The organism is Nonomuraea cavernae, assembly GCF_040655715.1.
GTDB lineage: Bacteria > Actinomycetota > Actinomycetes > Streptosporangiales > Streptosporangiaceae > Nonomuraea > Nonomuraea cavernae_A.
This window is the reverse complement of sequence record NZ_JBFAKL010000039.1, coordinates 43,755-68,531: the sequence shown is the minus strand read 5'-3', so window position 1 is coordinate 68,531 and position 24,777 is coordinate 43,755. Positions and strand designations below refer to the sequence as shown.

Genomic DNA, 24,777 nt, shown 5'->3' with positions numbered 1-24,777 from the left:
GCTCGGCGGCGCAGCTCGGCGGGGTAGGGAGACTTACCTGGCATGGACTCGATCCTCTCAAGAGATCAAGTCTCCACCGAACCCGGGGCGATTCATTCTGGCGCATCGCTCATGCTCGCCCAAGGCACGCCGCTTCACGTCGTGTCCGAAGTCCTCGGCCGGCGCGCCGCGACCGAAGCCATCTCCACCGCTCTCCTGGCGAAACAGGCCCCGATGGCTCCCATGGTGGCTCCCGAAGACGCCCAAGACACCGGTTGAAGATCGGAAAGCACAAGGCCCCTGACGGCTTAATGCCTGTTCAGGGGCCTTATGGTTGCAGAGCCGACGAGGGAAATCGAACCCCTGACCTTCTGTTTACACGGGATTTCGCGCCCGTCCATGCCCGTCTATGGAGGGGCGCTGTGCCTCGATCAGGGCCTCTTCCCGCAGCTCCGCCGTCCACACGCATCCATGCCTTTCCGAAACCGTTGTTAGCATCCGCGTTAGCAAGATCATTAATATTCGGAGTCGAATGTCACCAGATCCTGGATGCGCGATCCGGACGCTCATGCTCGGTATACGCCTGGTAGACGATCACGGGCACACTCTTCTTTGGCCTACGGGAATCCTGCGAGTAGTTGAGATCAAGACGTAGGCTGACAGCGTGAAAGGTGGTGTCATGAGCGCTCAGCCTGTCCACGGTGGCACACCGGACCATCCCAAGGTGCCGAGGACGATCGGCGGCATCTCCGGCGCGCTGCGCGGCAGCCGCCGTGCGCAGTTCTTTGCCGAACTTCTTGAAGCTCATCAGGGCACCGAACTGGATGGCGTGCTCAACGCCTGGTGGGGTCGGGCCATGCTGGACACCGATCCGGACCGTGACCGTATCCGAGCAGCAGCCGAAGCCGGGACTCTGCCGGCCACGACCATGGAGCAAGTCCTCCGTCGCCGACAGGAGCGGGCCGCTCAGTGAGCGAGGATGACCTATGGCCCGTCGTACCTTCGGAGGTCGTAGCTGAAACACTCGCTGACCCATCGGTCTCGGCGGAAGTGTTCTCGACTGTGGCTGCGCTCACAGTCGCCATTTGCTAGGACCCATGGCTGACGGCAAGCGACCAGGTCGGCGCCGATCCCGACTGGCGGGAGATCCTCATCCCCAAGGGATTCGGCATCGCGGAGTATCGGATCGACCGGAAGAATCAGCAGGTGCTGCTCACCCGGATCGTCCTGTTCTGACCGGATGAGCCCAGCCCTCGAACAGGCTTGATCGTGAGGCCTTCTCCCCACCTCCTCCAGCACGCTCCGCAACGCGAAAGCCCCTCACGGCATATCACCTGGTCAGGGGCTTTCAACGGTGGAGCCGACGTGGGGAATCGAACCCCATACCTCCTGTTTACGAGGGACTTCGAGACCGTCCACGGATGTCTACCACCGTCATGGGCACATGCTCGTCCTGATCGGCTTCCAAGAACGTACACCGGCGTCCAGGAACGTTGTTAGCAACGCCGTCAGCAAGATCAGCCGCCGTTGACGCTCGACACCTCAACGATCAGAGCGTTGGCGATGGCCGCCAGGCCGTCGCCACGGCCGATCCAGCCCAACCCCTCGGGAGTGGCGGCGCCGAGGAATACCGGGGCGCCGAGCGCGGCCGTGAGAACCTTTTGCGCCTCCCCCCGGCGAGGGCCCAGTTTGGGGCGTTCGCCGATCAGCTGGACCGACACATTGCCGATCCTGAATCCGGCGTTCCTGACCAGCCGGGCAGTCTCGGCCAACAACACGGTCGGAGCGGCACCCTCCCATTCCGGGGTGGATGTGTCGAAGTGGGCGCCCAAGTCGCCGAGGTCCGCCGCTGTCAGCAGCGCGTTGCACGCGGCATGAACGACGACGTCCCCATCCGGTTCCCCGGCTAGACCCACCGGTTCGTCCGGCCAGTCCAACCCCGCAAGACGCAAGGGCCGTCCCGCCGCGAACGGATGGATGTCCACCCCGGTCCCGACCCGGGGCAGCTGGCAACAGGCAGGCGGCGCGTCATCATACGGGGTCGTCATCGGGGCGCTGATCTCCTTGGAAAGCAGCCATCGGCAGGACACCGACACTACCGAATGGCGCACTGGCGGCTGGCCTCATCGTCCAAGGGCAAGGCATTCGGACAGTACCGATACCCGACCTGACGGCCCCGGACCGCGGTTCGCTGACCACTTGATAGGATACGACTGTATCCATTCAGGAGATGAGGTCACCATGCGCATTCCTGACCGGCCGTCCGCCTTCACCAGCGACTCTGCCCGTGACAAGTACTACGCCGTCTATGACCGGTTACTCGGCGAGCTGTGGCCGGTGCCGGTGGACGCCTTCGATGTGGAGACCCGCGCCGGCAGTGTGCGGATCCACCGGGCCGGGCCCGCGACGGGAGATCCCATAGTCCTCGTGGCCGGTGCCGGCGGGAACACGCTGGCCTGGTACCACTACGTCGAGCCGCTGGCGCGCACGCGTCCTGTCCTCGTCGTCGACCCGCTCGGCGAGCCCGGCCGCTCGGTCCAGAGGCAGCCGCTCGAGTCCGGTGCCGACGTCGGGGGCTGGCTCACCGACGTCCTGGCCGCGGTCGGCGCCGAGCGCGCACACCTGGCGGGTTTCTCAGCCGGCGCCTGGGCCGCAGTGGAACAGCAACTCGGCGGAGGCGGCAGAGTCGCGGCGCTGACGCTGGTGGATCCGGGCGGATTCGCGCCGATAACCGGGCGGTTCATCCGGTGGGCCACCGTCGGCGCTATCGTCTCCATGCTCCCTCGTGCGTTGCGACGCCGTCTCTCCGGCGCAGCGGGCAACGGCGTGCTGCGCGAGGACGCGCTGGTGGAGCTGATGCGGGCAGGCTTTTCCTTCCGTCGGCGCGTGCCCATCCCGTCCGTTTACACCGACGAGCAGATACGCGAGGTGTCCGTGCCCGTACAGGTGCTGCTGGGCGCCCGCAGCACGCTGCACGACGCGCAGGCGTTGGCCACGCGACTGGCCGACATCGCGCCGTCGTGGCGGGTGGAGATCGTGCCCGGCACCGGACACTCGCTGCCCGTCGAGGCTCCGGACCTGGTCGTCGAGCGGATCCTGAGCTTTCCCAGCCAGGCGCGACCCGTCATCACATCGCCGAAGCACAGCTAGGAAACCAGCATGCCCAAACAGGTGGATCATGAAGAGCGGCGGCGCCACCTGACCGAGGCGCTGCTGCGCATCGCCAGCACCCGCGGCCTGCAAGCAGTGTCGATGCGTGAGATCGCCGCCGAGGCCGGGGTCTCGCTGCGCGTCGTCCAGTACTACTTCACGAACAAGCAGGCTCTGCTCGAGTCCGGCCTCACCGAGCTGGGGGCCCGCATGGACCGCCGGGTCAAGCAGCGAGCCACCGCCGCGGCGGGCGAGCTGACACCCCGAGGCGCTTTCGCCGCCGTCCTCGGCACGATCCTGCCCTTCGACGAGCAGAGCACACTGGACTCCATGGCCTGGACCGCCTACTACACCGCCGCCCTCACCGACCCGGCACTCGCCGCGGTCGGGCTCACCCTGCCCAACGCACTGGAGAACTACCTCACCGTACGGTTGACCGCCGCGCAGCAGGCCGGGGACATCGCCCCCGATCGTGACCCGCGTACCGAAGTCGCCAGCCTTCTGGCTCTCGCCAACGGCCTGACCTCCAGCGTCCTGAGCGGGCAGCGCAGCCACGAAGCCGCCACCGAGATCATCGACTACCGCCTGGACCGTCTGTTCGGGCCGGCAACGGCTTGACCCAGCGGGACCACCGCGGTTGAGGGACATAGCCAGCGGCGTTCGCGGCCGGCACCGGGCGTCGCAGCGACCGTCGTCTGATCAGCAGTTCTTCAGTCCCCCGTCCCGGAATCACCGATCAGACACAGCGGCTGGTGCTTGCGCACCCAGTCGCAGCTGGCCAGCGTGTGGATGACGGCCGGTCAACGTCAACGTCGGCGTCGAACTCGCGCGGCGATTTCGGCCGCGGGAAGGCCGGCGAGACGGCGTCGCAACGCACGACATGCCGCGAAGGTGAAGAGTCTCGTTCTAGCAGCCCATCAGGAAGGACGGCGCCTCGTTGACCCACTCCTCACTCAGCCTCACTCCTGGGGCGAGCTCAACGGCAGTCAGAGCGGCCGCCCGCCAGCTCTCCCCCTTTTTCCAATCGAAATAGGGAAGAACGGCCTGCACGTGCGGCCACCGGTCCCAACCTGGCAGCCCCACCGCCTCCTCGGCGTACATGGCGTTGAAGGACAGCACCATCTCGCCATCGACGGCAAAGCTGACGCGATTGGTGGCGTTGACATTCCAGTAAGCGCTGTAGGCTCGCCCACCCACACTCAGCCGGGGAAGCACCGGTGAATCAACGCACTGAAACCCGTTGTGCTCGAAAAGGGCTACGTGCTGATCCGGACGATCGACGAGCATCCCCCAGGGCGCGTCATCCGACAGATCGATGAACACCTCCTCATGCTCGAAGGTGTCCGTCTCGTAGACCTCGTACTGCCCCGTCCCGCTCACCCGTTCACCGATCTCCGCAAGACTTAACGCAGATCCGTCGTGGGGCACGAACACCGTCCAGCAGATGGCTTCTCCCATCCAGCTGCCATCGAGCAACTGCCTGTAGTGCAGGTATGCCTCACGCGCAACCTCATCATCAACCACGCTTACTCCATCGACCATGGCGAGGAAAAGATCGCCGCAGAAAGGACCGACAGAAGTCGGAGAAGCTGCTGTACGGAGATCAACAAGGCCCTTCAGAATCATCCTGAAGGGCCTTTGAACTGCAGAGCCGACGAGGGGAATCGAACCCCTGACCTTCTGCTTACAAGGGATTTCGCGCCCGTCCATGCCCGTCTATGGAGGGGCACTGTGCCTCGATCAGGACCTCGTCCCACAGCTCCGCCGTCCATATACCCCATTTACCTCTTTCGACAGCAAGGCATCAGAGCGGGACGCAATGCTGGCCGGTAGAGCGCGATCGGGTATGGCGGTGTTGCTGTGCGTTCACGTCCAGGGAGATGGTGTGCGGGTGATCTAGCCCATGCTGTGGTGCGGGAGAGATCCATGTGACAAGAGACGGCCACTCCGTAATCCTTCGATTCGCTCATATCAACCCGAAGGGGACGAAGTGGCCGTCAATGACATTGTGCCCGCTGCCGGGGAGTACTTGGAAGACACCCTCGCCGCGGCGAGCCCGGACCTGCTCCGGACGATGATCCGCGAGTTCGCCCAGCGGATGATGGACGCCGAGGTCGAGCAGTTGTGCGGCGCCGGCTACGGCGAGGTGTCGGATCAGCGGCTCAACACTCGCAACGGCTACCGCACCCGCCCGTGGGACACCCGCGCCGGCAGTATCGAGCTGGCCGTGCCCCGGCTGCGGCAAGGCTCCTACTTCCCGGACTTCCTGCTGGACAAGCGGCGCCGGGCCGAGCGGGCGCTCACCACGGTGGTGGCGACCTCCTACCTGCTGGGCGTCTCGACCCGGCGGGTGGAGAAGCTGGCCGAGGCGATGGGCATCACCAGCCTGTCCAAGTCGCAGGTCTCGGCGATGGCCGCCGAGCTCGACGGCATGGTGGAGCAGTTTCGCTCCCGGCCGCTGGACGGCGGCCCTTACACCTTTGTATGGATCGACGCGCTGACCCAGAAGGTGCGCGAGGGAGGCCGGACGGTGACGGTGCACGCCCTGGTCGCCACCGGTGTCAACGCCGACGGCCAGCGGGAGATCCTCGGCCTGGACGTCGTCTCCAGCGAGGATGGCGCGGGCTGGCTGGCGTTCCTGCGCGGCCTGGTCGCCCGGGGCCTGTCCGGGGTGGCGATGGTCACCTCCGATTGCCACGCCGGGCTGCGCGACGCGATCGCCTCCACCCTGCCCGGCGCGTCCTGGCAGAGGTGTCGAACTCACTGGAGCCGTAAAGAATCAAGGTGTCGATTTTGTGACACGTGGGTTGTTGTCGTGCGGCGTGATGGCGTTCAGGAGCGCGTCGGCGCTGGAGTATCGGGTTGCGGATCGGGTGACGGCGTAGCCGGTCTCCTCCAGCAGCGGGCGGACCCAGATCTTGGCGTTGCCGATGGTTCGTCGGCTCACTTGAAACAGCTCTGCTACGACTTCCCAGGTGCAGACTTTGCGCATGCCGAGGATGACTGCCAGGACGCGCTCGGCGTCGGTGATTTTCTCCTGGAAGATGCCTCCGCGGGCGCCGGCCTGCCGGTCACCGCCGCGCTGGCGATGCTTGCGTTGCTCGGCCTCGGCGGCCTGCCACAGCGACAGCCGCTCGATCAGTGCGGCCAGTTCCGGGCGGCTCATCCCGGTCAGTGCCGGATCTCCGAGCAGCGCCAGCCGGTTCGGCCGTGTCGGGACGGTGTTACTTTCCAGGAAATCGCGAAGCGCACCGGCGCTGGTGAAGCGCAGCACGGTGGGGTCGATCTTGAGTTTGCGGGCGGCCAGTAGCTTGCCGGTCTCGGTGACCGCCTGACCGATCGGGGGCTGGCTGATCTCGAGCATCTCCGACAGGACGCGCTGGGAGCAGATCTGGCGGAGATAGACGATGGCGATCAGGACCTTGTCAGCGGCGGTGAGCAGGGGGCGCCCGTGGTTGGCCTTGGCCTGTCGGCGTGGACCACCGCGGATTTCGAAGTTGCGCTGCTCGGCCAGGGCCGCTTGATCCGAGGCCAACGACGCAGCCAGCTCGTTCAGCTCTTTCCGGGTCATCCCGGTCAGCCGGGGATCGGCCAGAGCGTGCAGGCTTTCGGACCGGATACGCGCCCGATCATCACATAAGGGCAGGTGCCGGTCGCCGTCCGCCGGGCAGATCGTGTAATTCCAGGCGCTGCGCTCGGTATGCGGAACGATCGGCAGCATGCTCATCCGCTCGGAGGACACCGACACGCCCAGCGGGTAGGCGTTGGTGTCCAGTTCGGCCGCGACGGTCAGCCCGGTGCGGGTGCGGGTCGCAGCGATGCTGTTGACCACGACCTCGTGGCTGGTCAGGGGCCTGCCGCGCCAGTTCATGGTGATGTGCGAGAACAGCCGGTGCTCTATCTTGTTCCACTTGCTGGTGCCGGGCGGAAAGTGGCAGACGGTCACCGCCAGCCCGGTCTCAGCGGCGAAGTCGGCCAGTTCGGCCTTCCATAACCGGTAGCGATAGCTGTTGGAGCCCCCGCAGTCCGCCGTGATCAGCAGCCGGTTCGCGTTCGGGTAGTCCAGGCTGCCACGGCCGCGCCACCAGCGCCGGATCGACTCCACCGCGAACGCCGAGGTGTCGTGATCGATCCCGACGTTCACCCAGCCCGTGTCGTTGGCCACGTCGTAGATCCCGTACGGGATTGCGTGTGGCACGTCCGGGCCGGTGAAGAAGAAGCTGTGGTCCTCGACCTGGACCGGATCGCCTTTGGGCCGCCACTGCCGGCCGGCGTTCGGCAGATCGCCCAGGTGCTCCTTCTTCTTCGTGTCCACGCTGATTACCGGCTCGCTGTCCGCCTGATGGGCCTTGACCTGCTCGTTGATGTAATGGAATTGCGCGTCCCGGTCCGGGTGTTGCTTGCCTTCCAGCGTCTTGGCATTGGCCTGCAGGCTGAAGCCTTGTTTCTTCAACAGCCGGCCCACCGTCGGCGCCGAGACTGGATGGCCCTGCCCGGTCAGCTCTTGGGCCAGATCGCGCAGCGACTTGGTGGTCCAGCGCAGCGGCGACATCGGATCCCCGCGCTCATCCGGCTCCACCAGCGCCAGCAGTGTTGGCACGAGATCCGGGTCCTGAGCTTCGGCGGCCTTGCGACCTCCGCCACGACGACGGACGCGGCCGTCCGGCAGCGGATCCTCGCCGGCCTCCAGCTCGAACACCCCGGTGCGGACCGTAGTTTCGGACACTCCGGCCACCGCCGCCACCGTCCGCACCCCACCATGTCCGAGCTGCCGAGCTTCCTGCCCCATCACCAGACGCCGCTGTCGCTCGTTCAGGTGCGGAAACAGCACCCTGAACCGCGAGACGAGCTGATCGCGGACCTCGCTCGGTATGCCCATACCAAGTCAACGAGTTCAAGATCGGAAAGCAACGCCTTATTTCTTTACGGCTTCACTACGCGAGGAATTTGCTCTGCCGCGTTCCGAAGACGGCGCAGCCATGGGTGGCGACCATGCTGCGCACTGTCTTCGAGCAGCCCGACGCCGCGTCGGTCTACGCCCAGCACCGTCATGTCGTACAGGCGCTGGAGGCCAAGTATCCGAAGGCGGCCGAGCACCTGGACGAGGCGCGCGAGGACATCCTGGCCTTCGCCGCCTTCCCCAAGGCGGTCTGGCGCCAGACGTGGTCCAACAACCCCCAGGAGCGCCTGAACAAAGAGATCAGGAGAAGGACCGATGTGGTCGGGATCTTCCCCAACCGCGATTCGATCATCCGGCTCGTCGGCGCCGTGCTGACCGAACAGAACGACGAATGGACCGAGCAGCGCCGCTACATGGGCCTGGAGGTCCTCACCGAATGCCGGAAGACGACCGATTCCGGAAATGAGACAAACGATGCTAAAGTGAACATTGAGGCTATTGCCTCCTAATAGTCACCGGATTATGGGTGGCCTTCTCAAACACCACCTCCCTGGGCATGGCCTGCTGTGCGGCGCTGCTGTACAGCGCTCTGCCCAACGTGCTTCGGCGCTATTGCCACTCGGTTCGCCGCTGAGGAAGGCCGCGTTTGTCCTTCCAGCTTGTCAGCTGGCAACGGACGGATACCGGGCTGCCGCAAGGTCATCGGCGAGGTCCTTGAAGGCAAGATCAGCGTTTAGCGCGGTGACCACCGCCTGCGTCAGCGGACGGAGGGCATAGATGTGTCGCACCGCATCGAGATCCACGGGTACCTCGTAGTAGTCCTTCGCGAACCGCTGGAACGCCTCCGGAGACGGATCAATGAGCCTTGCGAACAGGTACGCCGCCCCATCGGGATCGCTCACGTCGTCAGGGTAGTCAATCTCACCCACCCGCCAGCAGTCATCACCGACCTCACGCCACAGGCAAGCGGTCACGACCGGCATGCCATCCTCGTCGCAGAACGCCGGCTCCTCCACACAGTGGCGGACGACCTCGGGGACGGAGTCGAGCACCCCCGGCCACGGCCCGTCGTTGCCGTACGGGCTCATCACCGCCTCGTGGGCGAAGCCGCGGATGTACGCGCCCGCCGCAGAGAAGACGATGGAGTATTCGTCTCCCGAGTCGTTGCGCATTGAGGCCATCTCCTCTCCAGGGCTCCAGCCCGCGTCGAAGGAGTGGTAGCGGCTGGACCATTCCGGGCTCATGACGGCCTCCAGTACCGCCATGGACCGGCACAGATCGCGGAGCACCGGGATATCGGGCAGCAGCCGGGCCACATCGTGAGCAGTCATGAGCCTTATCCAACCGGATGCCAGCGACATCCCCTGTGTCATTCCGAAAGGCATGGGACTACCAGCACCCAGATCCCCAGCCTGGAAACCCGCAACGCCCTTGCTCGCCTCAATGCAAGCCTGGAGAACGCCCCATAACCCGACCCGGATGCGAAAAGGCCCTCAAAATCCGCCAATCGCCCGCAGTGCCTTTTCGCATCGCGTGCCATGCTGAGATAACGGGATGAACGAAACCGATCGCGCTGCGGTGCTCACCTTGCAGAACCTCTTCGCGACACTGGGTGCCGATGATCCTCAGGGATGGGCTGTCTCAGAGATCTCAGAGGACTTACCTCAGCTAGCTCGCTTCCTGGCACTGCGGCATATATGGCCAGACTTGATCAATAGCTGGGCCGCGCCAGGCGCGCTGGAAGACATTCCCGCAGCTGCTCGGCTCCTCGCCGACGGCGCGGACCCTACCGACCTTGCCCGGATCGCCCAGGTGGCTGCCTATGAAACGGCGTTCGGTCTCCTTCATAGCCTCACTGCCCACGGCCGTGACGACGACGCGCCCATGGACACCCCTGGCTGGCGCCTCATGGAAACCACGCCGTCAGGCGAGCTCACTGGCAGGACCGTACAGAGTCTTCATGAGAGCCTGCTCGCCATGGACCCCGCAGGTCGCGACGGGCAGGACGTCTTCGGTTAGTGCCGGTTGCTGTACAACCCCGCTGTACGAGATCGAAAAGGCCCTTCCCCAATCACGGGAAAGGGCCTTCTACCAGCGGAGCCGACGAGGGGAATCCAAACCCTGACCTTCTGTTCACAAGGTCCCCAAACGATCTTCAGGATCGTTCAGAACGGTTCGTCGTGCCGGTCAGCAGCCACCCGGCAGTTCAGATCCGTTCGGCTCAGTTCGTGATCGTCCGCCCGGGTGGCTCCCAAGACCCGCCCTCATCATCTGCCCCCGCCCAGGCCCGATCGCGAGCCGTACGAGTCGCTGGCTGGGCAATCGTAAGGTGACGGCGTGGAACGACTGGAAGAGGCCGCGGTCAGGCTCGTCCTGGAGGACATGCTCTCTGACGAGCTGCCGATGCTCGCGGCCGAAGCACTGGCACGCGGGGTGGACTCGTCGGCGCTGCGCGAGCTGGCGGGCCTGTTCTCGCATGAGGTTCGGGAAGCGCGTGATCTCTTCTACCTGGCCATGGAGGAGCTGGGCTCGCCGGTTCCGGATGTGGAGGAGGCGCGTCGTCGGATGATGGCGATGGCCGCGCGGTGGGCGCTGCAAGGCGAGATGTCCCTTGATACGGCTGCTCACGAGATCTACTGGCAGTCCTGCTACGTCTCCGAGTCTTGGCCACCCACGACAGAGATCATGATGAGGTTCCTCAGCCTGCAATCGGCGTGGGAGGACCGTCCCGCGAAGCGTGCGCAGATCGAAGACGAGATCCGTGCGGCGATGCTCCAACTCCTTGAGGAGTTGGAAAACTCAGGAGAGACCGCATGAGCTATGAGTCACGCTCCTACCGCATTAGCAGCTCGGAGGGCCATCGTTCAGCCCCGCCTGGACCAACGCCCATCGCCGGTCTTCCTGGAACTGGTCCCGCATGATCATCAGGACCGGAAGGATACGTCCACGGACGATGTGATCATTAATGGCACAGCAGAGATCTCCTACAAGAGCATCTTCCCGTGCTATCAGCTTGGGAACCGGCTACTGGTCTTGGTGCCCTGAACTGGGAAAACGGCAGTGCAGGTCAGAGGCGGTCGAGTGACCGTGAGTACCCCAACTACGCCGCCGAAGTCAGCCGACGCACTTCACCGCAACAACAGCCGGTCCACGAACAAGGAGCGAAACCATGAGATTCGACGACCATCGCGTTGTCATCACTGCTGCCGGCCGCGACTTCGGGCGAACTCTGGCCATCCGGCTCGCAGACCTCGGCGCGGAGGTCTTCCTGTCCGCACGCAGCCTCGCTGCCGCTGAGCGTGTCCGCGATGAGATCCGGGACCGAGGCCATCGGCAGGTCCACGCCTATGCCTGCAACCTGACGGATCCCGCCTCAATCCGCGACTTCGCATCCGGCGTCACCCAGCACACCGACCGCGTCGACATCCTGATCAACAACGGCTCGCGCTACCTCGAAGGGCCGGACCTCCAGTCAGCCTCCGACGCCGATGTCGTCGACACCATCGCATCCGGCGCAACGGGCACGGTCCTGACCGTGAAGAACTTCCTCCCTCTCCTGCTCAACTCGGACAAGCCGGATGTGGTGACGATGGTCTCTGCCTGCGGAACGGCCGGACATCACCGCTCGGACGCGCACGACGCCTTCTACGCAGCCAAGAGCGCCCAAGCCGGGTTCACCGAGATTCTCTCCAAGCGCCTGCGGCCCCAGGGAGTCCGGGTGATATCGCTCTACCCGCCCGACTTCGACAACACCGACCCCCTCTCTGAGGAGTGGAAGTCCACACCACGGGAGGCCAAGGACGCCCTCACCGCACAGTCGCTCGTGGAGTGCATCCTCTTCGCAGTCACCCAGCCCCGTGACTGCTTCATCAAAGCATTCCACTTCGAACAGGTCTGAGCGCTCGCATACTCAAGCAAGGCTGACGTCGGCTCCCGGGTCGCACACCGGCGGCTCCGGACTAGAGGCATTCGGACAGTTCCAATACCCGACGTCACCATTACACCTCCTGGAGAGCGACCGCCGCGCGGCCACAGAGGCCATCTCCAGCGCTCTCCTCGGCTAACCAACTCCGGTGGCTCCCACAGACGCCAAAGACACCGGTTGAAGATCGGAAAGCAGAAGGCCCCTGACGGCGTAATGCCTGTTCAGGGGCCTCTGAGTTGCAGAGCCGACGAGGGGAATCGAACCCCTGACCTTCTGTTTACAAGACAGATGCTCTGCCGATTGAGCTACGTCGGCGCGGCCACCAGTCTAGAGGGTCACTGACGCCTGTGACGAGCGACCTCGTACAACGCCACCCCGGCAGCCACTCCCGCGTTCAACGACTCCGTGGCCGCCTGCATCGGAATGCGTACCAGCACGTCACACTGCTCCCGCACCAGCCGTGACAGCCCCTTGCCCTCGGAGCCCACGACGACGACCAGCGGCTCGGTGAGCAGGTCGGCGTCACCGATGTCGGTGGTGCCGTCGCCGTCGAGGCCGACGACGAACAGCCCGGCGTCGCGGTATTCGCGGAGCGCGGCTGTGAGGTTGGCGGCACGCGCCACCCGGAGGTTGGCGAGGGTCCCTGCGGACGTCTTCCAGGCGCCTCCGGTGACCCCGGCGGCGCGGCGGGATGGGATGAGCAGGCCATGGGCGCCGAAGGCGGTGGCCGAGCGGGCGATGGCGCCGAGGTTGCGGGGGTCGGTGACGCCGTCGAGGGCCACGACGAGCGGCGTCTCGGCCGCGTCGTGGGCCAGCTCGACGAGCTCGGACGGGTGGGCGTAGTCGTAGGCCGGGATCTGCAGGACGATGCCCTGGTGGATGGCGCCCTCGGTGAGCCGGTCGAGCTTGTCGCGGCTGGACTCCAGGAGGGCGATGCCGTGCTCAGTGGCGATCTTGATGGAGTCGCGGACGCGGTCGTCGTTGTCGATGCGCTGGGCGACGTAGAGGGCGTTGGCGGGCACCCCGGCGAGCAGCGCCTCCAGCACGGGGTTGCGCCCGCCGATGTACTCGGGGGCGTCCTCGGAGCGCCTCTGCCGCGTGGGCGCGGGGCGGCGACCGCCTCGCTCCTCGCGGGAGATCCGCTCGGTGCGCGCCTTGTCCTTGTACCAGTGGCGCATCTCCGCGGGCGGGGTCGACCCCTTGCCCTCGAGCCCCCGGCGTCCCTGACCTCCGGTGCCCTTGGACGGGCCCTTCTTCTTCGCGGGTCTGCCCGACGCCCTACCCCCAGCTGCCATGGCATCAAGGGTACTCGGGCCGCCACCCCCCTCACGCCCTTCGAGCCGAAGGCCGGCGCAACCGGGACGGGCTGCACCACGACTGAGCGGCAGGCTCGAGGCCATCCGCTGCAGCGCCGCCCCGGTCGACTAGCGGCTGAGCTCCCAGCGGGCCCCATGTGGCGTGTCCTCGACCGTGATGCCCGCCGCCGCCAGCCGGTCTCTGATGGCGTCGGCCGCCGCGTAGTCCTTACGCTCACGAGCTGCCTTGCGCTGCTCCAGCGCCACCGCCACCAATGTGTCGACCACCGGCTTCAGGTCGGAGCCGGCCGAACGCCACTGCGGTGAGCGAGGGTCGAGACCGAGCACGTCGAGCATGTTCTGCGTCTCGGCCAGCAGTCGCGCCACCGCCTCCTTGTCGCCGTGGGCCAGCGCGACGTTGCCCTCGCGCACCACCTCGTGCACCACGGCGAGCGCCTGCGGGGTGCCGAGATCGTCGTCGAGGGCGTCGGCGAACGCCTGGGGCAGCGGCGCGTGCGCGTCGACGTCGTGGATGACCTCGGCGGCCCGCGTCACGAACCCCTCGATGCGCTGGTAGGCGGCCGCGGCCTCCTGCAACGCCTCTTCGGAGTATTCGATCGAGGAACGGTAGTGCGGCGCGGCCAGGTAGTAGCGCAGCTCGACGGGCCGGACCTTCTGCACCATCTCGGGGATCAGCAGGGAGTTGCCGCTCGACTTGCTCATCTTCTCGGCGCCGATCTTGAGCATGCCGTTGTGCATCCAGTAGCGGGCGAACCCGTCGCCCGCCGCCTGGGACTGCGCGATCTCGTTCTCGTGGTGCGGGAACATCAGGTCGATGCCGCCGCCGTGGATGTCGAACGTCGGCCCGAGGTATTTGGTCGCCATCGCCGAGCACTCCAGGTGCCACCCGGGACGGCCGGGGCCCCACGGGGTGGGCCAGGTGGGCTCGCCGGGCTTGGCGCCCTTCCACAGCGCGAAGTCACGGGCGTCGCGCTTGCACGACTCGTCGTCGGTGTCGGCGGCGGGCCGCATGTTCTCCAGCAGTTGGTTGGAGAGCTTGCCATAGCGCTCGGAGTAGGACCGGACGTCGAAGTAGACGTCGCCGCCGGAGGCGTAGGCGTGGCCCCGCTCGATCAGCCGCTCCATCAGCGTGATCATCTCCGGCACGTGGCCGGTCGCGCGCGGCTCGACGGTCGGCGGAAGGCAGCCGAGGGTGTCGTAGGCCCAGGTGAAGGCTCGCTGGTTGCGCTCGGCCACCACGAACCAGGGCACGCCCTCCTCGGCCGAGACCCTGATGATCTTGTCGTCGATGTCGGTGACGTTGCGGCAGAACATCACGTCATATCCGGAACGCGTCAGCCAACGCCGGAGGACGTCGAAATTGACACCCGAGCGAATATGCCCGATGTGCGGAGGAGCCTGCACGGTCGCCCCACACAGGTAGATCGACGCCCGGCCGGCTTCGACCGGAACGAATTCGCGGATGGTGCGCGCGCTGGTGTCGTAGATGTGCAGGCTCACGTACCAAAGGCTAACGCCTCAGCCGCCCTCGCATGCCTGATAATCACCCGCGCAGGGTGACCCTTTCGGGTCTGACCCGCACGATCAGCCGCTTGACCCCCGGCTTGTCCTCCCACGGCTTTCCGGTGTACTTCAGCGAGAGCTCCTGGATCAGGTCGCCCTCCGGGTCGTCCTCCAGCGTGACGCGGCCGCGCACCTCCGCGTACCTATAGGGATTGGCCGGGTCGATGATCAGCAGACTGGTCCGGGGGTCGCGCTCGTAGTTACGCGGCTTCTGCCGCCCCGCCGCGGTGGAGAAGATCACGTCGTCACCGTCGGTACGCACCCACACCACCGTGTTCTGCGGTCCGCCGTCCGGGTTGAGGCTGGTCACCGTGGCGTAGTTGGGGGCGTCGAACAGTGCCCGGACATCCTCGGACAGCTCGGCCATCTCTTCCTCCTTGATCGGTCGTGGCCTCCATTGTTCTGTAGGCTCGAACCGCCATGGACGTGACTCCCCCCACCACTCTGCGCCGCCTGGGCATCGCCCTGGCCGGCGTCGCCGTCGCCGCCCTGACCGGGGCCGCGTGCGCGCTCTCCTTCGACGACCTCCGGGCGCTCGCCATCCGGGGCGAGGCCCGGGCCGACCTCGCCTATCTCTATCCGGCGGCCTTCGACGCGCTCCTGGTGGTCGCGCTGATCAGCCTGCTGCTGTTGCGCTCGGCCCGGCTGCTGGTGCGGGTCCAGACGGCGACCGTGCTGGTCCTGCTCATCGTGGCCGCCGGGGCGGTCAACGTCACGACCGCGCTCGGGCTGGACGTCGCGCCGCGACCGGCCGCCGTGGGCGTGGCCGTCGCGCCGTGGGTCATGCTGGCGCTCGCCCTGTGGCTGTGGTTACTGCTCATCAAGCACGTCCAGGACCGCCGCACCTCCGTCACCCACGATGACGACCGTACGGCCGAGCACGATCTGGTGCCGTTCCACCGGGGCGGTGCCGCCGAGGCGCCTCCCCCGCTCGTCCCTACGGCCCAGCCGGTGCTGGAGCCCACCCCGGTCGTCGGCCCCACGGCGGCCCCCGAGACCCCGCCCATCTCCGAGCGCGTGACGAGTTGGTCCACCTCGGAGCCCGCGCGTGTCGCCGGCGACGCCTCAGAGCCCGCCGTACGCACGCACGAGGCCGCGCACACCCCCCTGGGCCTTTCCGTGCCCGTCGGTGGCGAGGGGGAGTCTGAGAGCGCCCGGGATGGGGACACGGCCCACCACACAGGCGCCCGCCAGTCGGCCGTCCGCAAGCCCGACGCTCCCGAAACCGACGCCCACGAGACCGAGATCCACGAGAGCGGCGCCCACGAGACCGACGACCTCGCCGAGCCGCAGGGCGGACGGAAGGCGGCGTCCGAGCCGGCACCCGCCATCACGGCAGAGCAGCCGCGCACGTCGGAGCACCTGTCGACGTCCGAACCCGCCATCGTGACGGAGCGTCCGCCCACGGCGGCGCACGCCACCGCGACGGAGCACCCGTCCTCGGCGGAGCACGCCACCGCGACAGAGCATCCGCCTTCGGCGGCCGACGCCTCCGCGGCGGAGGACGAGCCCGCGGTGGCCGAGGAGCCGCGGGAGCGCCGCCCGGTGCGGTGGGGTGATCGGGTGAAGCCGACCGACGTTCTGGTGCACCCGCGCACCCCGGCCGACAGGGACGTCGACACCCAGCCCGTACGCGTGTTCACCGAGTCGGCCGAGGGGACGGCCGACGCCGACCCGGAGCACGGCCCGGAGGCCGCCGACACCACCGACGGCCGGCCGCGTGGCGGCGACATGGAGGACACCGCTCCCCACCCGGTCGTTCACGACACGGACGGGCCCGACCGTCCGGCAACCGACGCTCCCGCCGGCCGCCTCCGCAGCACCCCTCTCCCGCCGGAGGAATGAGCAGCGCCCTCCCCTTGGGAGGAACGACAGGCAGCACGAAGACCCGCCCGGTCACCCGGGCGGGTCTTTCGTATGTCTTGGTGGTGGCTAGGCTCGCGTGCCGCTACCGCGCTTGAGTCCGGCGACGAGGCCGACACCGACGATCGCGAGGACGACTTGCATGACCAGCTCGATCCAGTCGATGCCCGAGGTCGTCTCGACTCCCATAACCTGCGCGATGAGCGTCCCCAGCAGGGCGGCGCCGATGCCGACGACGATGGTAAGAATCCACCCGATGGCCTGCCGGCCGGGAAGCAGCAGACGACCGATGGCGCCAATGACGGCGCCGATCACGATGGCGCCAAGGATTGACTGGATTGTCATGGTACGAAACCTCCCCATGAGGGTGAGCCGTTCACCTTCACGGAAAGGTCAGTACCCCGTAACGGACGATTATGCAATCGTCATCCAAAACCGCAGGTCAGGTGTCGGTTCGTCCTGGTCTTCCTGCTCGGGTGATGCCGATCCGGACGACGAACAGCACACCGATCACCGCCAGCCCCAACTGGAGCAGATGCTCGATCCAGTCGATGCCTTTCGTGTCGGCCAGGCCGAACGCGTGGGCGATCAGCGTGCCGATCAGCGCTGCCACGATGCCGACGATCAGCGTCAGGCCGATGGACATGTGCTGCTTGCCTGGCACGAGCAACCGTGCCAGCGCACCGACGATGGCGCCGATGATGATCGCGGAGACAATCGCGCCGATCATGTGTACTCCCCCCGAGACGTTCATCTGCCTAAAAAGGGAAGTACCCGACAAATCACCACACTACGCATGAGGAAAGCGACGGTCCGTACCGCGCCAGTGACGGACCGTCGCCCCATTACTCGGCGAGCCGGAGGCCGCACCCGCCGGGATACCCTCAACGGATCCCTGAAAAGGACGCCTCAGGACGTCGAAAGGTTGACCACGAGCGCCGTCGCGATGGCCGCGATGCCTTCGCCGCGCCCGGTCAGCCCGAGCCCGTCGGTGGTGGTCGCGCTGAGGCTGACGAAGGCCCCCAGAGCCGCACCGAGCGCCAGCTCGGCCTCGACCCGGCGTGGCGCGAGCTTCGGCCGGTTGCCGATCACCTGGATCGCCACGTTGCCGATCTCGAAACCGGCGGCCCGCACCTGGCGCGCGGCCTCCTGGAGGAGCGTGACGCCCGAGGCGCCGGCCCAGCGCGGATCTGCGGTGCCGAACAGGCCGCCCAGGTCACCGAGGCCGGCGGCGGACAGCAGGGCGTCGCAGGCCGCGTGGGCGGCGGCGTCGCCATCGGAATGGCCGGCGAGGCCGATCTCACCGGGCCAGTACAGACCGGCGAGGTTGAGCTCGCGACCGGAAGCGAACGGGTGGACGTCGACACCGACGCCCACCCGTGGAAAGTTCGTATTCAGGAGTTGAGGACCTCGTCGAGCAGTGCTTCGGCCTTGTCCTCATTGGTCTTCTCGGCGAGAGCCAGCTCGCTCACCAGGATCTGCCGCGCCTTCGCGAGCATGCGCTTCTCGCCCGCGGACAGACCGCGCTCGCGATCTCTCCGCCACAGGTCCCGAACGACTTCGGCGACCTTGTTGACGTCGCCCGAGGCGAGCTTCTCCAGATTTGCCTTGTAACGACGGGACCAGTTGGTCGGCTCCTCCGTGTGCGGCATGCGAAGGACATCGAAAACCCGCTCAAGGCCTTCTTGACCGACAACATCACGCACGCCGACAAGTTCCGCGTTTTCCGCTGGCACCTGGACGGTAAGGTCGCCCTTGTCGACCTTGAGCACCAGGTAGGTCTTTTCCTCACCCTTGATGGATCGCTTCGTGATTGCTTCGATCCGAGCAGCCCCATGGTGGGGGTAGACGACAGTGTCGCCGACCTGGAAAGTCATGTGACAAGTACCCCTTCCGCTGTACTCCAGAGTACCACGCATCCACAGGCTCCCGGAACAGTGAAATCACCATAACTGCAGGTCAAAGCCGCATATTAGGGGTTGACAAGCGGTCAACTCTATGAATCGCATATGCGGACATACCTAATGACCTGCGGGGGCGCGGATATGACCATGGAAACGGGTCGATATGGTAGGCGCTGCCCGAACACGCACGCGCGAACCAAGGAGAACCCGCCCGTGACCAGCCGTCGTTGGATTGTCGCCGCCGCCGCGTTCCTGGTGGCCCCCGTAGTCGCCGGCTGTTCGGCGGGATTCAACGCCGACACCAACAAGGCGTACGCCCCCAACGAGGCCGGCGTACTCATCGAGGCGGGTGTTTACGGCGCCCGCGACATCCACATCCCGCAGGCCTTCGTCCTGGGCCCCGACTCCGGCGCGCAGTTGGCGTGGCGCGGCTCGGCCCCGATCTATCTCAACATCCTCAACACCGCGGACAAGGCCGACACCCTGCAGGCGGTCTCCGTCGGCGACCTCGGCACGGTGAAGCTGACCGCACCCATCCAGCTGCCCGTCAACGAGCTCGTCAACACCGGCAAGCCCACGCCTCAGATCATGGTGGAGGGCCTCTCCAAGAGCCTCAGAGGCGGCGAGAGCGTCAAACTGGACCTCCAGTTCGCCAACGCCGGGCGCGTGTCGATGAACGTCCCTGTGGTCACCCGGAGCCGCGAGTTCGCCGAGTATCCCGCGGCGCCCGGCGCCACCCCGGCCCCGACGCCCACGCCCACGCCGCCGGCCGAGCATGCCGAAGAAGCCGCTCACTGACCCGCGACAACCCTTGCTCCGGGGCCGGCGTGAGCTCAGGCCGCAGATCATGCGGCTCGGCCCGGCCTGAAGTCGAGCGCGCGGCGCCGCGCCCGGAGCAAGGACCCGTCAGCCGTCGGTGGCGTCGAACTTGTAGCCGAGCCCCCGCACGGTGAGGATGCAGCGCGGGTTGGACGGGTCCGGCTCGATCTTCGCGCGCAGCCGTTTGACGTGCACGTCGAGGGTCTTGGTGTCGCCCACGTAGTCGGCGCCCCAGACGCGGTCGATGAGCTGGCCGCGTGTGAGCACCCGGCCGGCGTTGCGCAGCAGCACCTCCAGCAGCTCGAACTCCTTCAGCGGCAGCTGCACCTGGTCGCCCCGCACGGCCACGACGTGGCGGTCGACGTCCATGCGGACGGGGCCGACCGCGAGCACGGCGCTCTCCAGCTCCTCCGCGGCGTCGCCCTGGCGGCGCAGCACCGCGCGGATGCGGGCGACCAGCTCGCGTGACGAGAACGGCTTGGTGACGTAGTCGTCGGCGCCCAGTTCGAGGCCCACGACCTTGTCGATCTCGCTGTCCTTCGCGGTCAGCATGATGACGGGCACCTTGGAACGCTGGCGGAGCGAGCGGCACACCTCGGTGCCGGGCAGGCCGGGCAACATGAGGTCGAGCAGCACCAGGTCGGCGCCGTTGCGGTCGAACGTCTCAAGCGCCTCGGGCCCCGTCGCGGCGACCGAGACCTCGAAGCCCTCCTTGCGCAACATGTAGGACAGGGCGTCGGAGAAGGACTCCTCGTCCTCCACGACGAGCACTCGGGTCATTGGGCGGCCTCCAGGGGAGTCGAGGGTGGTACGGCCACCGCGGTGCCGCCGAAGGCGGGCAGCCGCAGGGTGAAGGTGGAGCCGGAGCCTTCCTTGCTCCAGACGGAGACCTCGCCCGCGTGGGCGGCGGCGACGTGCTTGACGATGGCCAGCCCGAGCCCCGTGCCGCCGGTGGCGCGGGACCTGGCCGGATCGGCGCGGAAGAAGCGCTCGAAGATGCGCTCCAGCGCCTCCTCGGGGATGCCGATGCCCTGGTCGCTGACGCTGATCTCGACGGAGTCGCCCGCGGGCCTGGTGCTGATGACGACCCGGGTGTGCTCGGGGCTGTAGGCGATGGCGTTGTCGATGAGGTTGCGCAGCGCGGTGACGAGCAGCTCCTCGTCGCCCCAGATGCGCAGGCCCTCGGTGCCGCCGCTGACGAGGGTGATGTCCTTGGCCCCGGCACGGGTGTTGCAGTAGTCGATGGCGTCGTGGACGGCCTCGTCGATCGGCACCTGGCCGGGGGTGGGGATGGCCTCGGCGCCCTGGATCCGGCTCAGCGTGATCAGATCCTGTACGAGGTAGGTCAGCCTGGCGGCCTCGTGCTGCATCCGGCCGGCGAAGCGGGTGACCGCCTCGGGGTCGTCGGCGGCGTCCTGTACGGTCTCGGCTAGCAGGCTGAGCGCGCCCACCGGGGTCTTCAGCTCGTGACTGACGTTGGCCACGAAGTCGCGGCGCACCGCCTCGACCCGGCGGCGTTCGGTCTGGTCCTCGGCGAGCACCAGCACCTGGCCGTGACTGCCGAGGGGGGCCACGCGGACGGCGAAGTCGGTGGTCTCGTGGCCGAACTTGTGGCCGGCCACGTCGATCTCGGTCTCGCGGATCTCGCCGTCCCTTCGTACCTGCCGGGCCAGGGCAAGGAGCTCGGCGGCCATCAGCCGGTCGCCCTTGACCAGACCGAACGCGCGCGCGGCCGAGCTGGCGCGCAGCACGCGGTCGTGGGCGTCGAGCACCACGGCCGAGGACGGCAGCACGGCGAGCACCGACGCGATCCCCTGCGGCAGCACGGCGGGATCGGTCTCGCCGGGCGTCTCGGCCCGGCGGGGGGCCTCGATCTGGTTGCGGTAGAAGAGCACAGCCAGAGCGCCCACGACGAAGCCGGCCAGGGCCGCGAAGCTCATGGCCATCTCACTCATGTCTTCGATGGTAGGCGGCCGATCCCCGGCGACAGACCTCTCACCAGGGGATGAAGGGTGCCTTCCCGCAAAGTTCATCTTGGTGTCGAAGTTCGTTCATCGACCCGCGAATACGGTGGCGGCATGCGCGACGCGTACCACGAGGAACTCGATTCCCTGACCGACAAGCTGGTGGAGATGACCAGGCTTGTCCGCTCGGCCATCTCCCGGGCCACGACCGCTCTGCTCGACGCCGACCTCCAGCTCGCGGAGAGCGTCATCTCGCGCGACGAGGTGGTGAACGCGGTCTTCGACGACATCGAGACGTCCATCTTCGACCTGATGGCCCGGCAGCAACCGGTGGCGGTGGACCTGCGGATGGTCATCACCGGGCTGCGCATGGCCACCAACCTGGAGCGCATGGGCGACCTGGCCGTGCACGTGGCCAAGGTCGCGCGGCTGCGGCACCCCGACTCGGCGATCCCTCCGGAGATGCGCTCCACGATCGTGGAGATGGGGCAGATCGCCGAGAACCTGGTCACCAAGGCGGGCAGCTGCGTGGCGTCGCGGGACGTGGAGTCGGCCATGGAGCTCGACCAGGACGACGACGCCATGGACCGGCTGCACCGGCGGCTGTTCAAGGACATCCTGGCCAAGGAGTGGCAGCACGGGGTGGAGCCGGCCATCGACATCACGCTGATCGGGCGCTACTACGAGCGCTACGCCGACCACGCGGTGCACGTCGCCGAGTCGGTCGTCTACATGGTGACCGGCTCACGCCCCGCCGACAGGGTCTGAGACCGCTCAGCGGCCCTGGTTGGCCACCGCCTCGATGGCCGCCTTGGCGGCCTCGGGGTCGAGGTATTCGCCGCCCCGCCGCAGCGGGCGGTAGCCGGCGTCGAGCTCGTAGCGCAGCGGGATGCCCGTCGGGATGTTGAGCCCGGCGATCTGGTCGTCGCCGATGCCGTCGAGGTGCTTGACCAGGGCCCGCAGGGAGTTGCCGTGGGCCGCGACGAGAACGGTGCGGCCGGCCGCCAGGTCGGGGACGATCGCGTCGTACCAGTAGGGCAGCATGCGGTCGACGACGTCCTTGAGGCACTCGGTGCGGGGCATCAGCTCCGGAGGCAGCAGGGCGTAGCGGGGATCGCCGGCCTGGGAGTATTCGTCGTCGTCGGCGATCGGGGGCGGCGGCACGTCGTAGGAGCGCCGCCAGAGCATGAACTGCTCCTCGCCGAACTCCTCGCGCGTCTGCGCCTTGTTCTTGCCCTGCAGCGCGCCGTAGTGGCGCTCGTTGAGCCGCCAGGAGCGGTGCACCGGCAGCCACTCCAGGCCGGCCTCACCCAGCGCGAGCTGGGCCGTCTGGATGGCTCTGGTCAGCAGGCTCGTGTGCACCACGTCGGGCCGCACCCCGGCCTCGACCAGCAGGTCGCCACCCCTCCGGGCCTCGTCCTCGCCCTTGGCCGACAGGCTCACGTCCACCCAGCCGGTGAACAGGCCCTTCGCGTTCCAGTCGCTCTCGCCGTGTCGCAGCAGCACCAAAGTCGCCATGGGGCCAATCCTATGGTTCGTGTCGGTCAGGGGCGGTCGGGGTCGGCGAAGCGCGCGAACGCCTGGAGGTTGGCCAGCGACTCGCCCCGCTTGACCCGCCACTCCCACTCGCGCCTGATCGAGGAGGCGAAACCCAGCTCCAGCGCCCGGTCGAACCAGTCGTCGGAATAGGTGAGCACGCAGCCGAGGACACGGTCGACCTCGTCCTCGGTGATGGCCGAGAGCGGCAGCCGCCCGACCAGGTAGACGTCGCCGACGTCGTCGAGCGAGAAGTGGACGGCGTACATGCCGCCGTTCTTGCCGAGCAGCCACCGGTAGAACTCGGTGTGGTTCTCGTCGGGCTGGCGGCAGAAGAACGCCTCGATGTGCAGCGCCTGCTCGCCGACGATCAGCCAGGTCATGGTGGCCAGCTTGTGCTGGCCGGGCAGCTTCACCAGGAACGCCCCAGGTCGCGGCTCGTCGTAGGAGACGTCCGCGGCCTTGAGTGCGGCTTCGACGACTTCGCGCATGACGTACAGCCTACGAGCTGATCGCGACGGGCACCGGGTGGAGGTGGGCGACGGCGTCGGCGTAGACCTCCAGCAGGTGCGCGGACGTGGCCTGCCAGCCGAAGCCGGCGGCGTGCGCGCGGGCGCCCGTCGACAGGCTGTCGCGCCAGCGGGGCGAGGTGACGAAGCGGCGCAGCACGCTCGCCCACGCGTCGGAGTCGTGGCCGTCGACCAGCACGCCGGACACCCCATCCCGTACGGCGGTGCGCAGCCCCCCGACGGCGGCCGCGGCGACCGGGGTGCCGCAGGCCTGGGACTCCAGGGCCACGAGGCCGAACGACTCGCTGTGGGAGGGCACGACGGTCACGTCGGCGGCGCGGTACCAGTCGGCCAGCTCGTGCTGCGGCGCGGGTGGCACCAGCCGGACGACGTCGGAGATGCCCAGCTCGGCGGCCAGTTCGGTGAGGATGGACGGCCGGGCCAGGCCGTTGCCGGAGGGGCCGCCCACGCAGGCGACGACCAACCGGCCGCGCAGCGAGGGGTCGTCGATCAGCATCCGGGAGGCGGCGCGCAGCAGCACGTCCGGCGCCTTGAGCGGCTGGATCCGGCCCACGAACAGCAGCACGCGGGCGTCTCTCGGCAGCCGGAGCCGTCGCCGGGCGGCGGCCTGTGAAGCGGGCTGGAAAACGGTGAGGTTGACGCCGGGGTTCACGACCGCGACGCGCTCCTCGGCGGCGCCGTACAGCTCCATGAGCTCGCGGGCCTCGTCGGTGGTGTTGGCCACGAGCCGGTCGGCGATCTCCACGACCTGTTCCTCGCCCACCACGCGGGCCTGCGGTTCGGGTTTGTCGTCACGGGCCAGCAGCTGGTTCTTGACCTTGGCCATGGTGTGCATGGTGTGCACCAGCGGCACGCCCCAGCGTTCCTTGGCCAGCCAGCCGACCTGTCCGGACAGCCAGTAGTGCGAGTGGATGACGTCGTAGCGTCCCGGGTCGTACATGGCCTCGGTGCGCAGCACCCCTGACAGGAACGCGCACAGCTGGCCGGGCATGTCGCCCCGGTTCAACTCCTCGTACGGCCCGGCGGTCAGGTGGCGGACCAGGACCCCGGGGGCGAGCTCGGCGACCGGTGGCAGGTCCCTGGCCGTGGCCCGGGTGAAGATCTCCACCTCCACGCCCAGCTGGGCGAGCCGTTTCGCGGACTCGACGATGTACACGTTCATCCCGCCCGCGTCGCCGGTGCCCGGCTGATCCAGCGGCGACGTGTGCATGCTGATGGTCGCGACCCGGTTGACCCGTCGTCGCCTCACCCGACACCACCTCCAAGCGAGTTACAACTACGCAGATCTTTCCGACATTCCCGATTTATGGTGACAGCGGGGGGTGACT

Annotated in this window: 26 protein-coding genes, 1 tRNA gene and 2 pseudogenes; 12 read left to right on the top strand and 17 right to left on the bottom strand. The window is 67.4% G+C overall.

What is annotated here, in order from left to right; genetic code table 11:
* Positions 1-42 precede the first annotated feature (42 nt).
* Together AB0I38_RS37375 and AB0I38_RS37370 are read left to right on the top strand one after the other, a co-directional pair.
* Positions 43-258: a hypothetical protein gene (locus tag AB0I38_RS37375; protein WP_358493362.1), complete on the top strand. Its 216-nt coding sequence runs from the start codon at positions 43-45 to the stop codon at positions 256-258.
* A gap of 400 nt (positions 259-658) precedes the next feature.
* Positions 659-952, top strand: coding sequence for a hypothetical protein (locus tag AB0I38_RS37370; protein ID WP_358493359.1), 294 nt, complete (start codon positions 659-661; stop codon positions 950-952).
* A 544-nt stretch (positions 953-1,496) separates the two neighbouring features.
* Here the strand turns inward: AB0I38_RS37370 and ispF (AB0I38_RS37365) are convergent.
* Positions 1,497-2,027 (bottom strand): 2-C-methyl-D-erythritol 2,4-cyclodiphosphate synthase, encoded by a 531-nt coding sequence (ispF, locus tag AB0I38_RS37365; RefSeq protein ID WP_358493354.1) that lies wholly within the window; start codon positions 2,025-2,027, stop codon positions 1,497-1,499.
* Positions 2,028-2,220: 193 nt separating this feature from the next.
* Between ispF (AB0I38_RS37365) and AB0I38_RS37360 the strand changes: the two genes are divergently transcribed.
* Entirely contained in the window at positions 2,221-3,129 is a 909-nt protein-coding gene (locus AB0I38_RS37360) for an alpha/beta fold hydrolase (protein WP_358493350.1), read from the top strand.
* 9 nt (positions 3,130-3,138) lie between these two features.
* A complete protein-coding gene (locus tag AB0I38_RS37355; RefSeq protein WP_358493346.1) occupies positions 3,139-3,747 on the top strand; it encodes a TetR/AcrR family transcriptional regulator in 609 nt (202 codons plus the stop codon).
* 288 nt (positions 3,748-4,035) lie between these two features.
* Here the strand turns inward: AB0I38_RS37355 and AB0I38_RS37350 are convergent, their stop codons facing one another.
* Complete coding sequence (locus AB0I38_RS37350; RefSeq protein WP_358493341.1) at positions 4,036-4,653, bottom strand: DUF6461 domain-containing protein; 618 nt, start codon at positions 4,651-4,653, stop codon at positions 4,036-4,038.
* Between the two features lie 481 nt (positions 4,654-5,134).
* On the opposite strand from AB0I38_RS37350, the pseudogene AB0I38_RS37345 reads away from it, so the two are divergent.
* Positions 5,135-5,899: pseudogene (locus AB0I38_RS37345) on the top strand (IS256 family transposase); the annotation flags it as partial.
* Positions 5,900-5,908: 9 nt separating this feature from the next.
* On the opposite strand, the gene AB0I38_RS37340 reads toward AB0I38_RS37345, so the two are convergent.
* Positions 5,909-8,008: an ISAzo13 family transposase gene (locus AB0I38_RS37340; RefSeq protein ID WP_358493338.1), complete on the bottom strand. Its 2,100-nt coding sequence runs from the start codon at positions 8,006-8,008 to the stop codon at positions 5,909-5,911.
* A gap of 47 nt (positions 8,009-8,055) precedes the next feature.
* Here AB0I38_RS37340 and AB0I38_RS37335 point away from each other — a divergent pair.
* Positions 8,056-8,538: pseudogene (locus AB0I38_RS37335) on the top strand (transposase); the annotation flags it as partial.
* Positions 8,539-8,691: 153 nt separating this feature from the next.
* On the opposite strand, the gene AB0I38_RS37330 reads toward AB0I38_RS37335, so the two are convergent.
* Entirely contained in the window at positions 8,692-9,360 is a 669-nt protein-coding gene (locus AB0I38_RS37330; RefSeq protein ID WP_358493335.1) for a hypothetical protein, read from the bottom strand.
* A gap of 223 nt (positions 9,361-9,583) precedes the next feature.
* On the opposite strand from AB0I38_RS37330, the gene AB0I38_RS37325 reads away from it, so the two are divergent.
* From AB0I38_RS37325 to AB0I38_RS37315, 3 genes are all read left to right on the top strand, one after another.
* A complete protein-coding gene (locus AB0I38_RS37325) occupies positions 9,584-10,048 on the top strand; it encodes a hypothetical protein (RefSeq protein WP_358493332.1) in 465 nt (154 codons plus the stop codon).
* A 318-nt stretch (positions 10,049-10,366) separates the two neighbouring features.
* The gene (locus AB0I38_RS37320) at positions 10,367-10,846 is read left to right on the top strand and encodes a hypothetical protein (RefSeq protein ID WP_358493329.1); all 480 of its coding nucleotides are present in this window, start codon (positions 10,367-10,369) and stop codon (positions 10,844-10,846) included.
* Positions 10,847-11,198: 352 nt separating this feature from the next.
* Positions 11,199-11,927, top strand: a complete 729-nt coding sequence (locus tag AB0I38_RS37315) for an SDR family oxidoreductase (RefSeq protein WP_248966144.1) — start codon at positions 11,199-11,201, stop codon at positions 11,925-11,927.
* 269 nt (positions 11,928-12,196) lie between these two features.
* Here AB0I38_RS37315 and AB0I38_RS37310 read toward each other — a convergent pair.
* The 4 genes from AB0I38_RS37310 to AB0I38_RS37295 all read right to left on the bottom strand — a co-directional run bounded on the left by AB0I38_RS37310 (position 12,197) and on the right by AB0I38_RS37295 (position 15,200).
* Positions 12,197-12,269: transfer RNA gene (locus tag AB0I38_RS37310), tRNA-Thr, on the bottom strand.
* A gap of 20 nt (positions 12,270-12,289) precedes the next feature.
* The gene (gene rlmB, locus AB0I38_RS37305; protein WP_358493322.1) at positions 12,290-13,249 is read right to left on the bottom strand and encodes a 23S rRNA (guanosine(2251)-2'-O)-methyltransferase RlmB; all 960 of its coding nucleotides are present in this window, start codon (positions 13,247-13,249) and stop codon (positions 12,290-12,292) included.
* 129 nt (positions 13,250-13,378) lie between these two features.
* Positions 13,379-14,770 (bottom strand): cysteine--tRNA ligase, encoded by a 1,392-nt coding sequence (cysS, locus tag AB0I38_RS37300; RefSeq protein ID WP_358493317.1) that lies wholly within the window; start codon positions 14,768-14,770, stop codon positions 13,379-13,381.
* 43 nt (positions 14,771-14,813) lie between these two features.
* The gene (locus AB0I38_RS37295; RefSeq protein ID WP_358493311.1) at positions 14,814-15,200 is read right to left on the bottom strand and encodes a PPOX class F420-dependent oxidoreductase; all 387 of its coding nucleotides are present in this window, start codon (positions 15,198-15,200) and stop codon (positions 14,814-14,816) included.
* Between the two features lie 53 nt (positions 15,201-15,253).
* Between AB0I38_RS37295 and AB0I38_RS37290 the strand changes: the two genes are divergently transcribed.
* Positions 15,254-16,678: a DUF2637 domain-containing protein gene (locus AB0I38_RS37290; RefSeq protein WP_358493308.1), complete on the top strand. Its 1,425-nt coding sequence runs from the start codon at positions 15,254-15,256 to the stop codon at positions 16,676-16,678.
* An 87-nt stretch (positions 16,679-16,765) separates the two neighbouring features.
* Here the strand turns inward: AB0I38_RS37290 and AB0I38_RS37285 are convergent, their stop codons facing one another.
* The 4 genes from AB0I38_RS37285 to AB0I38_RS37270 all read right to left on the bottom strand — a co-directional run bounded on the left by AB0I38_RS37285 (position 16,766) and on the right by AB0I38_RS37270 (position 18,573).
* On the bottom strand, positions 16,766-17,041 hold the full coding sequence (locus AB0I38_RS37285) for a GlsB/YeaQ/YmgE family stress response membrane protein (RefSeq protein WP_358493374.1): 276 nt from the start codon (positions 17,039-17,041) through the stop codon (positions 16,766-16,768).
* Positions 17,042-17,138: 97 nt separating this feature from the next.
* Positions 17,139-17,450 carry a GlsB/YeaQ/YmgE family stress response membrane protein gene (locus AB0I38_RS37280; protein WP_358493304.1) on the bottom strand — a complete coding sequence of 104 codons (312 nt, stop codon included), beginning with the start codon at positions 17,448-17,450 and terminating at the stop codon, positions 17,139-17,141.
* A 155-nt stretch (positions 17,451-17,605) separates the two neighbouring features.
* Positions 17,606-18,073 carry a 2-C-methyl-D-erythritol 2,4-cyclodiphosphate synthase gene (gene ispF / locus AB0I38_RS37275; protein ID WP_358493299.1) on the bottom strand — a complete coding sequence of 156 codons (468 nt, stop codon included), beginning with the start codon at positions 18,071-18,073 and terminating at the stop codon, positions 17,606-17,608.
* Positions 18,074-18,090: 17 nt separating this feature from the next.
* Entirely contained in the window at positions 18,091-18,573 is a 483-nt protein-coding gene (locus AB0I38_RS37270; RefSeq protein ID WP_043624891.1) for a CarD family transcriptional regulator, read from the bottom strand.
* 240 nt (positions 18,574-18,813) lie between these two features.
* Between AB0I38_RS37270 and AB0I38_RS37265 the strand changes: the two genes are divergently transcribed.
* Positions 18,814-19,398, top strand: a complete 585-nt coding sequence (locus AB0I38_RS37265; protein WP_358493292.1) for a copper chaperone PCu(A)C — start codon at positions 18,814-18,816, stop codon at positions 19,396-19,398.
* Between the two features lie 108 nt (positions 19,399-19,506).
* On the opposite strand, the gene AB0I38_RS37260 is transcribed toward AB0I38_RS37265, so the two are convergent.
* The gene (locus AB0I38_RS37260; protein ID WP_358493287.1) at positions 19,507-20,199 is read right to left on the bottom strand and encodes a response regulator transcription factor; all 693 of its coding nucleotides are present in this window, start codon (positions 20,197-20,199) and stop codon (positions 19,507-19,509) included.
* Positions 20,196-21,374: a sensor histidine kinase gene (locus AB0I38_RS37255; RefSeq protein ID WP_358493285.1), complete on the bottom strand. Its 1,179-nt coding sequence runs from the start codon at positions 21,372-21,374 to the stop codon at positions 20,196-20,198. Before AB0I38_RS37255 ends, AB0I38_RS37260 begins: the two co-directional genes overlap by 4 nt.
* Before the next feature lie 123 nt (positions 21,375-21,497).
* On the opposite strand from AB0I38_RS37255, the gene phoU reads away from it, so the two are divergent.
* A complete protein-coding gene (phoU, locus tag AB0I38_RS37250; protein ID WP_358493281.1) occupies positions 21,498-22,151 on the top strand; it encodes a phosphate signaling complex protein PhoU in 654 nt (217 codons plus the stop codon).
* 6 nt (positions 22,152-22,157) lie between these two features.
* On the opposite strand, the gene AB0I38_RS37245 is transcribed toward phoU, so the two are convergent.
* From AB0I38_RS37245 to mshA, 3 genes are read right to left on the bottom strand one after another with little or no spacing between them, the layout of a single operon-like run.
* On the bottom strand, positions 22,158-22,901 hold the full coding sequence (locus tag AB0I38_RS37245) for a phosphoglyceromutase (protein WP_358493278.1): 744 nt from the start codon (positions 22,899-22,901) through the stop codon (positions 22,158-22,160).
* Between the two features lie 26 nt (positions 22,902-22,927).
* On the bottom strand, positions 22,928-23,410 hold the full coding sequence (locus AB0I38_RS37240) for a YbjN domain-containing protein (RefSeq protein ID WP_358493275.1): 483 nt from the start codon (positions 23,408-23,410) through the stop codon (positions 22,928-22,930).
* A 10-nt stretch (positions 23,411-23,420) separates the two neighbouring features.
* Positions 23,421-24,698, bottom strand: a complete 1,278-nt coding sequence (gene mshA / locus AB0I38_RS37235) for a D-inositol-3-phosphate glycosyltransferase (RefSeq protein WP_436838818.1) — start codon at positions 24,696-24,698, stop codon at positions 23,421-23,423.
* Between the last annotated feature and the right edge of the window lie 79 nt (positions 24,699-24,777).